At 71.4% G+C, this 13,023-nt stretch carries 10 protein-coding genes; 6 read left to right on the forward strand and 4 right to left on the reverse strand.

Annotated elements, in window-relative coordinates; genetic code table 11:
- Nucleotides 1–13: 13 nt before the first annotated feature.
- A complete protein-coding gene (locus RL72_RS00765; protein WP_248700321.1) occupies nt 14–2,455 on the reverse strand; it encodes a glycogen/starch/alpha-glucan phosphorylase in 2,442 nt (813 codons plus the stop codon).
- Nucleotides 2,456–2,640: 185 nt separating this feature from the next.
- Between RL72_RS00765 and RL72_RS00770 the strand changes: the two genes are divergently transcribed.
- Nucleotides 2,641–3,477, forward strand: a complete 837-nt coding sequence (locus RL72_RS00770; protein ID WP_045248893.1) for a MerR family transcriptional regulator — start codon at nt 2,641–2,643, stop codon at nt 3,475–3,477.
- A gap of 258 nt (nt 3,478–3,735) precedes the next feature.
- Nucleotides 3,736–5,121, forward strand: a complete 1,386-nt coding sequence (locus RL72_RS00775) for a flavin monoamine oxidase family protein (protein WP_045248894.1) — start codon at nt 3,736–3,738, stop codon at nt 5,119–5,121.
- Here RL72_RS00775 and RL72_RS00780 read toward each other — a convergent pair.
- Complete coding sequence (locus RL72_RS00780) at nt 5,099–5,890, reverse strand: Pr6Pr family membrane protein (RefSeq protein WP_052674096.1); 792 nt, start codon at nt 5,888–5,890, stop codon at nt 5,099–5,101. The two genes, RL72_RS00775 and RL72_RS00780, sit on opposite strands and share 23 nt — an antisense overlap.
- Before the next feature lie 63 nt (nt 5,891–5,953).
- Here RL72_RS00780 and RL72_RS00785 point away from each other — a divergent pair, with 63 nt between their 5' ends.
- Both RL72_RS00785 and RL72_RS00790 read left to right on the forward strand, forming a co-directional pair.
- Nucleotides 5,954–6,361, forward strand: coding sequence for a fluoride efflux transporter FluC (locus RL72_RS00785; protein ID WP_052674097.1), 408 nt, complete (start codon nt 5,954–5,956; stop codon nt 6,359–6,361).
- The gene (locus RL72_RS00790) at nt 6,358–6,723 is read left to right on the forward strand and encodes a fluoride efflux transporter FluC (RefSeq protein ID WP_045248895.1); all 366 of its coding nucleotides are present in this window, start codon (nt 6,358–6,360) and stop codon (nt 6,721–6,723) included. The genes RL72_RS00785 and RL72_RS00790 overlap by 4 nt, the downstream gene beginning before the upstream one ends.
- Nucleotides 6,724–6,746: 23 nt before the next feature.
- Here RL72_RS00790 and ddaH read toward each other — a convergent pair whose 3' ends face one another.
- Nucleotides 6,747–7,508 carry a dimethylargininase gene (gene ddaH / locus RL72_RS00795; protein ID WP_045248896.1) on the reverse strand — a complete coding sequence of 254 codons (762 nt, stop codon included), beginning with the start codon at nt 7,506–7,508 and terminating at the stop codon, nt 6,747–6,749.
- Nucleotides 7,509–7,548: 40 nt separating this feature from the next.
- Nucleotides 7,549–9,069, reverse strand: coding sequence for a helix-turn-helix transcriptional regulator (locus RL72_RS00800; protein WP_045248897.1), 1,521 nt, complete (start codon nt 9,067–9,069; stop codon nt 7,549–7,551).
- Between the two features lie 309 nt (nt 9,070–9,378).
- On the opposite strand from RL72_RS00800, the gene RL72_RS00805 reads away from it, so the two are divergent.
- Both RL72_RS00805 and RL72_RS00810 read left to right on the forward strand, forming a co-directional pair.
- Nucleotides 9,379–9,786, forward strand: a complete 408-nt coding sequence (locus RL72_RS00805; protein ID WP_045248898.1) for a hypothetical protein — start codon at nt 9,379–9,381, stop codon at nt 9,784–9,786.
- A 119-nt stretch (nt 9,787–9,905) separates the two neighbouring features.
- On the forward strand, nt 9,906–13,023 hold a 3,118-nt coding region (locus RL72_RS00810), incomplete at its 3' end, for an efflux RND transporter permease subunit (protein ID WP_045248899.1).

Genomic DNA, 13,023 nt, shown 5'->3' on the forward strand with positions numbered 1-13,023 from the left:
GGCGCGGGGCGGGTCAGATCATCGGCGGGGTGTGCCAGATCCGGTCGATGTAGTCGTGGATCGAGCGGTCGGAGGAGAAGAACCCGCAGCGCGCGACGTTCAGGATCGCGGAGCGGATCCACCGGTCGCCGTCGCGGTAGGCGGCGTCGACGCGGTCCTGCGCGGCCATGTAGGACGCATAGTCCGCGAGCACCATGAAGCGGTCCTCGTAGAGCAGGTTCGACACGATCGGCTCGAACACCGAGCGGTCGCCGGCCGAGAACGAGCCGGACGCGATGAGGTCGATCGCGCGCCGCAGCCCCGCGTCGGCCTGGTAGAACTCGCTCGGGCGGTATCCGCGGGCGGACAGCGCCTCGACCTCGGGCTCGGCCATGCCGAACAGGAAGAAGTTCTCGTCGCCGACGAGCTCACGGATCTCGACGTTCGCGCCGTCGTCGGTCCCGATCGTCAGCGCGCCGTTCAGGGCGAACTTCATGTTGCCGGTGCCGGAAGCCTCCTTGCCGGCGAGCGAGATCTGCTCGCTGAGGTCGGCGGCCGGGATCACGCTCTCCGCGAGCGTCACGTTGTAGTTCGGCGGGAACAGCACCTGCAGGCGGCCGTCGAGGCGGGTATCGGCGTTGACCGTGGACCCGACGGCGTTGATCAGGTGGATGATCCTCTTCGCCATCGCGTAGCCGGGCGCGGCCTTCGCTCCGAACACCACGGTGCGCGGCTGCAGCTGCTCGAGCGGGATCCGTCCCGAGATCACGCCCTCGTACTCGCTCACCACGTGCAGCACCTTGAGCAGCTGGCGCTTGTACTCGTGCAGGCGCTTCACCATGACGTCGACGAGGTGCCCGTCGCCGACGCGCATCCCGTCCCGGGCGTGCAGCACATCGTTCAGGCGGCGCTTGTTGGCCGCCTTCACCTCGGCGAACGATGCGCGGAAGCCGGCGTCGTCGGCGAACGGCTCGAGCTCGCGCAGGCGCTCGAGGTCGGTGACCCAACCCTCGCCGATCGCCTCCGTGATGAGCGACGAAAGCGCGGGGTTCGCGAGCCGGAGGAATCGCCGCGGGGTCACGCCGTTGGTCACGTTCGTGAACTTCCCGGGGTAGAACGCGTCGAAGTCGGGGAGCACCTTCTCCCGCAGCAGCTGCGAGTGCAGCTCGGCGACGCCGTTGACCTTGGAGCCGGCGACCGTCGCGAGATAGGCCATCCGCACGGCGCGCTCGGGGAACTCGGCGATGATCGACATGTTCCGGATCCGCAGCTCGTCGTCGCCGAAGCGCGCGCGCACCGCCGCGAGGAACTCCTCGTTGATCCGGTAGATGATCTCCAGATGCCGGGGCAGCAGGCGGCCCAGCAGATCGACCGACCACACCTCGAGCGCCTCCGGGAGCAGGGTGTGGCAGGTGTAGGCGAAGCACCGGCGGGTCACCGCCCACGCCGCGTCCCAGTCCATTCCGCGCTCGTCGACGAGCACCCGCATCAGCTCGGGCACGGCGATCACCGGATGGGTGTCGTTGAGCTGGAAGATGACGCGGTCGCCCAGCTTCGCGAGGTCGTACCCCTCGGCGAGCATGGTGTCGAGGAAGTCGTGGATCGACGCGGCGACGAAGAAGTACTGCTGCTGCAGGCGCAGCTCCTTGCCCTGCGGCGTGGAGTCCTCAGGGTAGAGCACCTTGGAGATGTTCTCGGCGAAGGTCTGCGCGCGGACGGCCTCCTCGTAGTCGCCGGAGTTGAAGATGCGCAGGTCGAAGGCGTCGGTGGCCTTCGCGCGCCACAGTCGCAGGGTGTTCACGCGGCCGTTCTCGAACCCGGGGACCATGTAGTTGCACGGGATCGCGCTCACGTTCCACGCCGGCACCCAGCGGGTGCGGGTGACGCCGCCGTCGTCATAGGTCTCGGTGCGCCCGCCGAACGACACCAGCTGCGCGCGCTCGGGATGCGGGAACTCCCACGGCGAGCCCAGCGTCAGCCAGGCATCGGGCTGCTCCACCTGCTGGCCGTCCTCGAAGGTCTGACGGAAGATGCCGTACTCGTAGCGGATCCCGTAGCCGATGCTCGGCACGCCGAGCGTCGCGAGCGAGTCGATGAAGCACGCGGCGAGCCGGCCGAGGCCGCCGTTGCCGAGGCCCGGCTCGATCTCGTGCTCGCGCAGCTCGTCCAGGCTCAGTCCGCAGGCCGCGAGCGCCTCGGCCGCGATCTCGGTGAGCCCCGACGCGAGCAGGTTGTTGTCGAGCTGGCGGCCCAGCAGATACTCCGCCGAGAGGTAGCAGACGCTCTTGGCCTGCGTCTCCTTCTGCTGGCGCAGGTCTTCCAGCCAGCGGCCCATCAGGTAGTCCCGCACGGTGTGGGCGAGGGCGACGTAGCGGTCGTTGGCGGTGGAGGCGCTCAGCGCGACGCCGCAGTCGAAGTTGAGGGTGCGCAGGAACTCCGCCACGAACCCGTCCACGGTCGCGGGCGGCGGGGTCACCGGGGCCAGGGCGAGCGGGTGCGTCGCCCCCTCCGGGTGCGGAGCGGCAGCGTCGTGCGGGTGCGGGGCATCGGCGGTGGTCACGGTACGAACGTACCGCGCGGGAGGTGCGCCGCGGAGAAGCAGTTGACATTGACGCGACGTCAACTTCTAGCCTGGTTTCACCGACGACGGAAGGAGGATCCATGGAGCATCGGGACTGGTCGATCCAGGAGATCGCGCGGCTGACCGGGACGACGAGCCGCACCCTGCGGCACTACGACGACATCGGCCTGCTGCCGCCCACCCGGATCGCGCCGAACGGGTACCGGCACTACGACGAGGGCGCGCTGGTGCGCCTGCAGCGCATCCTGCTGCTGCGGGAGCTCGGTCTGGGCCTTCCCGCCATCGCGGATGTCGTCGGCGCGGATCCGCGTCCGACCGACGTCCGCGGAGCCGCCGTCGAGGCGGCGGCCCTCGAGAGGCACCTGGCGCAGCTGCGCGCCGAGCAGGAGCGGCTGGCGCGGCAGATCGCGTCGGTCGAGCACACCATCACCACACTGAGAGAAGGAGAGGACCTCATGCCTGAGAACATGTTCGACGGCTTCGACCACACGCAGTACAAGGAGGAGGTCGAGACGCGCTGGGGCACGAAGGCCTACGCCGACGGCGACCGCTGGTGGCGCGGGCTGAGCGCCGACGAGAAGGCCGCCTGGCAGCAGCGCGTCGCCGATCTCGGCGCCGACTGGATCGCGCTCGCCGCGGCGGGAGCGGATCCCGCATCGCCGGAGGCGCAGGACGTCGCCCGGCGTCACGTCGCGTGGCTGACGGGCATCCCCGGCACCCCCGCGTACGGCGCGGGCGGGGACCGCAAGGCCTACGTGACCGGGCTCGGCGAGATGTACGTGGCGGATCCGCGCTTCGGAGCGAACTACGCGACGCCCGCCGACCGGGCGGCGCAGTCCGACACGGGCACGATGGGGACGGGCGGGGCGGAGTTCGTCCGCGACGCGCTGCGCATCTACGCCGAGGCGAACCTGTAGGCGGATCCCGGGCACCCGTAGGCGGACCAGGGCTCGATCCGGGGCCCGAGAAGAGGGAAAAGGGCGCTCGGGCGGCCCTGCTGCCGACCTTTTCCATCCCGTGCCGAGCCGACGGCACCCGCAGAGGTGGAAACGCCGCTCCCGAGATCCGGGGAGCGGCGTTTCCCATCTCGTGCAGCCTGCAACGGCGAGGACGGTGGCCGGGCGCCGCGAGACCAAGGGCGGCCCCGACGCCGCCCGGGATAGGCTGGCACCACGATGGGCATCACGCGGCGAAACCTGCTCGTCGGCGCCGGATTCGGTGCCGTCGCAGTCGTGCTCGCGGCGTGCACGCCCGAGCCGCAGCCCACGAAGCCGCCGACCTCGCGTCCGCCCACGCCCACCCCGACGGTCCCGCCGGGCGCCGCGCCCGCGCCGTCGGCGTGGATGCGCAGCACCTGGTCGACGGACCCCTACGCGCGCGGGGCGATGAGCTACCTGCCGGTGGGGGCGTCCCCGCAGCTGCGCGCGGACCTCGCCGCGTCGATCGGCGACCGCGTGTTCTTCGCGGGAGAGGCGACCGACCAGGACCATCCGGGCACCGTGCCGGGGGCGATCGCCTCGGGACGACGCGCCGCGCGGGCCGTGATCGACGCGGCGGCCGGCGGGGAACGGATCGCGGTTGTCGGCGCCGGGGCGGCGGGGGCCGCTGCGGCCCGTGCGCTCGCCGACGCCGGACTGACGGTGACCGTGTTCGAGGCGCGGGAGCGCACCGGAGGGCGGATCCGCTCGGTCGCGGATAAGAACTGGCCGCTCCCGGTGCAGCTCGGCGCCTGGCTCTCCGCGGGCGAGGACGACGGCACCCTGGGGGCGGAGCTCGCCGCGCAGGGCGTGCACCGCCTGCGCTTCGACACCGCGACGGGCTGGTCGAAGGACGGTGCCGCGCACACCGTCGACGAGGGCCCCGTCGAGCGTGCGGTCGCCCAGGCGGCGAACGGACCCTCGGACGCGACGATCGTCGCGGCCCTCAAGGCGTCGGGTGCGGATCCCGCCGAGCCCGGGCTGGCGGCCGCGCTCTCCTGGCTGCAGGCGACGACAGGCGCCGACGCGGCGAAGGCGTCGAGCTGGTACCCGCCGGCCTTCGTCCCGGATGCGCTCGTCGGGGCCGACGGCGACGTGGGCGTGCTGGTGGACGCCCCGCTCGCGGGGCTCAAGGTCACGCTCGCCTCGCCGGTGTCGCGGATCGCGCACGACGACTCGGGTGTGAGCCTGCGCCTCGGCACGGGCGAGTCGCTGTCGTTCGACCGGGTCGTGGTCACGGTCCCGCTGGGCGTGCTGCAGCATCAGGCCGTGGAGTTCTCGCCCGCGCTCCCGTTCACGCAGCGCGGTGCGATCGCGGCGCTCGCCTCGGGGTACGTCGAGACCGTGTGGGCGCAGTTCGACGAGACGTTCTGGAACGTCGACGCCGACGTCTGGCACGTCATCGGCGGCGATGCGCCGATCCGCACCTGGCTCAACCTGCAGCCGGTCACCGGCAAGCCCGTGCTCGTCGGTCTCGTCGGCGGACCGGAGGCGGAGGCGTTCGCGAAGCTCGGCGACGGTGAGGCGCAGGCCGTCGTGCGGGAGTCGCTGCGCTTCTTCGTCAGGGCGACGCCGACGCCCTGACGATCGCGTCGGACCGATCGGGATCCGGATCCGCGGCGTCGGCCGGATCCGCTCCACCGGGATCCTCGGGATCGCCGGGTGCGGTCGGGTGCAGCCGGCTCACGGCGACCAGCCCCGATGCCACGAGCGCGAAGATCGCCAGCGCGATCGCGCAGGTCAGGATCATCTCGGGCGGACCCGACACCTGACGCGGATCCAGGAAGTAGTAGGGGTACCAGCCCACGAGGCCGCCGCGCCAGATCGTGAACACGCCCCAGAGCACCGGATACAGCAGCACGTAGGGAACGATCCGCCAGGAGGCGGCCCGTCGGCCGGGGCCGAACACCCATGCCACGATCGTCCACGCCGGCAGCACGAAGTGCAGCACCACGTCGGACCACGGCACCCAGATCGGCACCCCGTGCACGCCCGCCTGCCAGACGATGAGCGCGAACGCGAGGCCCGCGGTGATCGTCCAGCTGAGCACCACCGCCCGCGCGGTCGTCAGCCAGCGCGGATCCTCGGGGGTGCGCAGCGCGATGACGCCCGCGACCACGGCGAGGATCGCGAAGGCGATGTTCGACTCGATCGTGAGGTACGCGAGGAAGTTCTGCCCGGCGATGGTCTGCGAGCCCAGGCCCCAGAACAGCCGGTCCACGAGGGCGACGACGCACACGGCCGCGGTGAGGAGCCGCGCCCAGCCGAAAGCCGACCTGTATGTCACTCGCGCGTCGTCCTCCTCGGTCGCTCCGAACCGATCGGCGGGACCCCGGGCCGGGTCCTCCGCCACCTGGCCGAGTCTACGTAACCCGGCCGGACGCGGCTCCCGGATCCCGGGGTTAGGCTGACGGGCGTGACCTCGCCGATCCCTCTCCGCCTCGCCCTGGTGGCGGCGGGCGGCGCGATCGGCACCGCGGCACGGCTGGGACTGGGGCTCGCGCTGCCGGCCCCCGCGGGCGGCGGACTCGGCGCCGTTCCCTGGGCGACCCTGGTGGCGAACCTCCTCGGGGCCTTCCTCATCGGCGTCCTGGCGGCGCGGCTGCCGGGGTCGAGCGCCGTGCGGATCCTCCTCGGGACGGGGGTGCTGGGCGGCTTCACCACCTACAGCGCGTTCGCCGTCGGCACGGTCACGCTGTGGCACGCGCAGCCGTGGCTCGCTGCGGCGTACGCCGCGGGCAGTGTCGTGCTCGGCATCGGGGCGGCCGTGCTCGGACTCGCGCTGGCTCGTCCTCGCTCGGCGCACGCGCAGGCGCACGGATGAGCCCGCTCCTGTTCGCGGTCGCCGCGCTCGCCGGCGGCGTCGGCGCGGGGCTGCGCTATCTCGTCGACCTCGGGGTGGCCCGGCTCGTCGGCGCTCGCTATCCGTGGGGCGTGCTCGCGATCAATCTGAGCGGATCCTTCGTGCTCGGCGTGATCACGGGAGGATTCCCCGCAGCCGCCTTCATCGTCGGCGCCGGACTGCTCGGCGGCTACACCACGTTCAGCACGGCCATGCTCGACACCGTCGCGCTCTGGCGGGACGGATCCCGGCCGGCCGCGGTGTTCAACGCGGCCGGGATGCTGGTGCTCGGGATCCTCGCCGCGATCGGCGGGCTGGCGCTCGGCGCGACCCTCGCGGGCTGAGCGCGGGGGAGGGCGCGCTCAGCTCAGTCGCGCACCCGCACCGACAGGCACGTCACGCAGCCCTCGAGCTTCTCGAACTCGCTGATCGGGGTCTCGATCACGGTGAGGCCGCGGTCGCGGAACAGCTGCGCGCTCTGCGGCGCATCCGACGACATCAGCACCGTGTCGTCGTCCAGGACGACGACGGCCGTGCCGTGCTCCTCGGGCACGGCCAGGAACTCCGGGTAGATCGAGGCGTCGTCGACGAGGGGCGGGTAGCCGATCACCGTGCCGTCGGGGAGGGCGGTGACGCCGCTCTTCAGGTGCAGCACCTTGGTGACCTCGACGGGCACGACGGTCCAGCCGCGCGGCGCCAGCAGGGCATCCATCTGCCGGACGGCCTCGGCGTTCGTGCGCAGGGTCTGCCCGACGTACACGGTGCGACCCACCTTGAGCACGTCGCCGCCGTCGAGCGTGCCGGGCGCCTCGATCGCGGCGTACTCGATGCCCGCCTTCTCCAGCGCGGCGCGGGTGGTCTCGATCTCCCCGCGACGCGAATCGGCGCCGGGGCGGGTGAGCAGGGCCAGGTCGCCGAACATCACCACGGTGTCCTCGACGAAGACCCCGTCGGCATGCGCGTCGTCGGGATCGATGTCGATCACATCCCAGCCGAGTGAGCGGTACACCTCGACATACGCCTCCCACTGGCGCTGAGCGAGCTCCGGGTCGACCGGGACGCGCTCGAGGTGGGTCAGCTCGCCTTCGGCGAGACGGGGCGAGGGACGGCGGACGAGCAGACGCGACATGCTCCCAGACTAGACGCGCGCCTCGGCTCCCCGCGCCGTGTCACGGCGTGACCGGGGCGGCCTGCGGCGGGTGCCAGAGATACCCCGACTCGGTTGCGAGGGCGACCGCCTCCGCCGCCGAGGACGCGCCGAGCTTGCGGTACAGCGAGCGCTGGTGGGTCTTCACCGTGTTGATCGAGCGGAAGAGCTCGCGGGCGATGTCCGGTCGCTTCATCCCTCGCGCCAGTCTCGTCAGCACCTCGAGCTCGGGGCGTGTGAGCGACGGCTTCTCGAGCACGCCCGCGCGGTCGAACGGGTAGCCCTCCGGCAGCAGCTCCGGCACGAGATCCGCGACCACGCCGAGGACGCCCGGCGCCAGGGTGTCGAGGACGGAGATCTCGTAGGGGCTGCACCGGCGGGCGCTGACCGGGAGCAGGGCGATCGTGGCCGAGGCGCTCCCCGTGTCGCCGCTCAGGTAGTGCGCGAGCGCCGTGACCTGGTGCCGCTGCCGGTCGGCCTTCACCAGACCGGTCGTCGCATCGGCCGCAGCCCCGAGGCTGTCCCTCGCGCGGCCCGGCGCGGCGGAGCCGATGTCGATCAGCGCGCGGACGACCGTCGCGATCCAGTGATCCTCGTGGACGTCGTGGATCTCGGCGCGCGCCCGGGGCAGGTCGCCGTTGAGGACCGAGTCCAGCGCGAGCATGAGCGGCAGGACGGAGCCGATGAGGCCCGTGCCGTCGCGCCCGAACCCCGCGTTCGCCATCGCCTCCATGCGTGAGCGCGCGGCGTCGCGACGGCCGGTGACGGAGCCCCAGGCGTGCAGCGCGATCACCGCGAAGGGCCACAGCTCGCCGAGATCCGAATACGTCAGGTCCAGCAGCTCGGAGAAGGCCTCGTCGGAATCCTCCGTCGCGATCAGGGCCTCGACCAGCCGCTGGTCGCCGTCCAGCCGCTTCTCCACCCAGCTCGCGGTGCGCGGCACCCCCTGCGCCTGCTGCAGATGGGAGCGGGCGGCGCACGTGCTCCCGTAGAGGTGGTGGATGAGCGCGCCCCGCAGGTGCGCTCTGCGGGCGAAGAACTCCATGCCGGCCGACCGCGGCGCCGCGGCGAGCTCCTCGAACAGGCTCAGCGCCTCCCGCAGGCGTCCGGCGAGGAGCGCCGACTCGGCGGTCTGCATCAGGACGAACGCCAGAGCGGGATCGGTCGGGCCGACGCCGGAGCGAGACACCCCCGCGATGTTCTCCCGGAGGCCCGCGAGCAGCTCGTAGGCGCCGACCGGATCCCCGGCCACCCGTCGCCGCGCCGCCTCGAAGATCGAGGCGCGACGGTGATGGTTCGCCGGCAGAGGCCCCCGTCGGCGTGGCATCCGGAAGGTCGTGTCGTCGGGCGTCAGGGCCCGCGACAGCAAGGAGACCGTCGGGCTCAGACGGTGCGCCTCCGGGGAGAGGCGCGCCAGGAGCGTGCCGAGCTGGTACGGGGGAAGCGAGTACCAGAGCTCGATCGGCCACATCTCCACGAGCGCGGCGGCGTCCGCGTCCCGGTTCTCCAGCGCCGCCTCGATGAACCGTTCCCCGATATCCACGTTCGTCCCCACGAATCACCCCGCACGCCCCGGTCCGCCGGTGCCTGCGCACGCATGCCTCACACTCACTGCCACGCTACGGGCTCGATGCGAGCCGCCGCTTCGCCAGGTGGGTGAAAAGGGGGGTGATTCTCCGCCGGACGGCACGGGCGCCCTCCCCGCGGAGGCGAACGTGGAAGGACCGGACGGCACGCCCGAGCGCCGTCCGAGCCGCGCCGGGGGCTGCGCATCCGCATGCCCGCGCGTCATCGCATCCATGCCTGCGTCGCGCCCGCGCGCCCGCGGGCGACGACATCAGGGGAGAGAACCATGTCCGAGCAGGTCACCAGAACCACCCGTACGCTGAGCCGCCGCACGATCGTCAAGGGAGCGGCCTGGAGCCTCCCTGTGATCGCCGCGGCCGCCGCCGTGCCCCTCGCGTCCGCCTCGACGAAGGGCTCCGCGGATCCCGTCGTGACGTGCGGCAGCGCGGCGGCCGGAGACAACGGCAGCTACACGATCTCCGGCGAGCGCGTGATCGTCAGCTACGACAGCGCCCCGGACGTCTACGAGCTGAACGCCCACTTCCGAGACGGCACCTCGGCGTCGTACGGCACCAACGACGGCACCGCGCCCGCCCAGGGCTCGCAGCAGTGGAGCGTGGAGACGGGCAAGCCCGTCGCCTGGGTGCAGGTGCACTCGTTCAACACCCACTACCAGAACGGCGTCTGCCAGTAACGGGCGTCAGGATCCCGGCGCGGGCGAGTGCCGGGATCCTGTGACGGGGGTGAGGGCGAGGCGCTCTAGAATCTGGCCTGTAGGCCCGGTCCTCCGCACCGGGGCACGAAGGGGGACCCGTGTCGAAGCTCGCCGTCCTGAGTCTGCGCAACCGCGCGCTGATCGCCCTCGTCACGATCGTGGCGGCGGTGTTCGGCGGTCTCGCGCTCACGAACCTGAAGCAGGAGCTCATCCCGTCGATCGAGTTCCCCCAGCTCGCGATCGTCGCCAGCTACCCCGGAGCCTCGCCGGAGGTCGTCGAGCATGACGTCTCCACACCCGTCGAGACGGCGATCCAGGGCGTTCCGGGCCTGGACACCTCGACCGCGACGAGCACCACGAACTCCTCGGTGATCCAGGCGTCGTTCGCGTACGGCACCAATCTCGCCACTGCCGAGCAGAAGGTCAACCAGGCGATCGGGCGGATCAAGTCGCAGCTGCCCGACGGCGTGGATCCGCAGGTCATCACCGCCTCGATCGACGACTTCCCGGTGATCCAGCTCGCCATCACCGGCTTCTCCGACGCGGAGACGGCGCAGCAGCGGCTCACGAACACGATCATCCCGAAGATCGAGCGGCTCAAGGGCGTCAACGCGGCCTCCCTCGTCGGCGGGCAGGGCAAGCGCGTCACCATCACCCCCGACAACACGGCGCTGCTCGCCGCGGGACTCGCCCCCACCGCGATCAAGGACGCCCTGCAGCAGAACGGCACGCTCTTCCCGGGCGGATCCATCACCGAGAACGACGACACGCTCACGGTGCAGACCGGCGAGAAGCTGACCAGCGTCGAGCAGATCCAGGCCGTGCCGCTCCTCGGCGCCACGACGCCCGGCACGACCATCGGATCCGTCGCGAAGGTCGCGATCGACGGCAACCCGGTCACCTCGATCTCCCGGGTCGACGGCAAGACCGCCCTCACGATCGCGGTCACGAAGCTGCCCTCGGCGAACACGGTCGACGTCTCGAAGGCCGTCACCGGGCTCATCCCCGAGCTCAAGAAGGACCTGCCGGGAGCGACGTTCACGACCGTCTTCGATCAGGCGCCGTTCATCCAGCAGTCCATCGAGTCGCTCGCCCAGGAGGGTCTGCTCGGGCTCGTCTTCGCCGTGCTGGTGATCCTGGTGTTCCTGCTCTCGGTGCGCTCGACGCTGGTCACGGCGATCTCCATCCCGACCAGCGTCCTGATCACGTTCATCGGGATCCAGGCGTTCGGATACTCGCTGAACATCCTCACGCTGGGCGCGCTCACGATCGCGATCGGACGCGTCGTCGACGACTCGATCGTGGTGATCGAGAACATCAAGCGGCATTACGTGCAGGGCGCCGACAAGAAGAGCGCGATCCTCAGCGCCGTGCGCGAGGTGGCGACCGCCGTCACGGCCTCGACCATCACCACGGTCGCCGTGTTCCTGCCGATCGCCTTCGTCGGCGACATGACCGGCGAGCTGTTCCGCCCGTTCGCGCTCACCGTGACGATCGCGATGGCCGCGTCGCTGCTCGTCGCCCTCACGATCGTGCCGGTGCTCGCGTACTGGTTCCTGCGTCCGGGCAAGCCGCTGCTCGACGCGGACGGCCGCGCGATCGACCCGGAGCACGAGGACGCGCCGCCGACCCGGCTGCAGAAGGCGTATCTGCCGATCCTGAGCTGGACGCTGAAGCACTCCTGGATCACGGTCCTGCTCGCCGTCGTCGTGCTCGTGGGAACCCTGGCGGCGGCGCCGCTCATGAAGGTCAACTTCCTCGGATCCAGCGGGCAGAACACGTTCCGGATGACGCAGTCGCTGGGGCAGTCGCCCAGCCTCGACGCCGAGGACAAGGCGGCCCAGAAGGTCGAGGAGGCGATCAAGGACATCCACGGCATCAAGACCGTGCAGGTCTCGATCGGCTCGAGCGGCTCGGCGCTGCGCGACGCCTTCTCCGGCGGCGGCTCCGGCATCACCTACTCGATCACGACCGATCCCTCGGCGGACCAGGACGCCGTGCAGGCCGACGTGCGCGCCGCCGTGAAGAAGCTCGACGGCGTGGGCGACATCACGATCGCCGCCAGCGAGGGCTTCGGATCCAGCGACATCCAGGTCAAGATCACCGCGCCCGACGACAAGACCCTGACGACGGCGGCCGACGCGCTCGTGAAGGAGCTCAAGGGCTCGGCGGGCGTGAACCAGGTCTCCAGCAACCTCTCCGCGTCGCTCCCGTACATCTCGGTGCAGGTCGACCGCGCCGCCGCGGCGCAGCGCGGCCTGAGCGAGGTGGCGGTCGGCGGCATCGTCTCGCAGGCCATGCGCCCGCAGCAGATCGGATCCGTCGAGATCGACGGGAGCTCGCTCACGGTCTTCCTGCAGAGCGCGAACCCGCCGAAGACCGTCGACGAGCTCAAGGCGCTCACGGTCCCGAGTCGCGGCGGACTCGTCCGTCTGGATCAGATCGCCACCGTGCAGCAGAGCGAGAGCCCGGCATCGGTCACGACCCAGCGCGGACAACGCACGGCGACCGTGTCGGTCACCCCGAAGGGCAACGACCTGGCGAGCGCCTCGGCTTCCGTGTCGAAGGCGATCGCGAAGGCCGACCTCCCGTCCGGCGCCGATGCCTCCCTGGGCGGCGTGGTGACGCAGCAGCAGGATGCGTTCGGCCAGCTCGGGCTCGCGATGCTCGCGGCCATCCTGATCGTCTACATCGTGATGGTGGCGACGTTCAAGTCGCTGCGTCAGCCGATCCTGCTGCTGAGCTCGGTGCCGTTCGCGGCGACCGGCGCCATCCTGCTGCAGATCGTCACGGGCGTGCCGCTCGGCGTCGCCTCGCTGATCGGCGTGCTCATGCTCATCGGCATCGTGGTGACGAACGCGATCGTGCTCGTCGACCTCGTCAACCAGTACCGCGAGAAGGGGATGAGCGCGCACGACGCCACGATCGCGGGCGGATCCCGTCGTCTGCGCCCGATCCTGATGACCGCGCTCGCGACGATCTTCGCGCTCACCCCGATGGCGCTCGGGATCACCGGTCATGGCGGCTTCATCTCGCAGCCGCTCGCGATCGTCGTGATCGGCGGCCTCGTCTCGTCCACCGTGCTGACCCTGCTCGTGCTGCCGACCCTGTACAACCTCGTCGAGGGTGCCAGGGAGCGGCGGGCGGCGAAGCGCGCGGGTCGCGGCGGCGATTCGCCGGCGGCGCCGGACGCCCCCGGACCGGATGCTCCCCGCC

The organism is Microbacterium azadirachtae (assembly GCF_000956545.1).
Classification (GTDB): domain Bacteria; phylum Actinomycetota; class Actinomycetes; order Actinomycetales; family Microbacteriaceae; genus Microbacterium; species Microbacterium azadirachtae.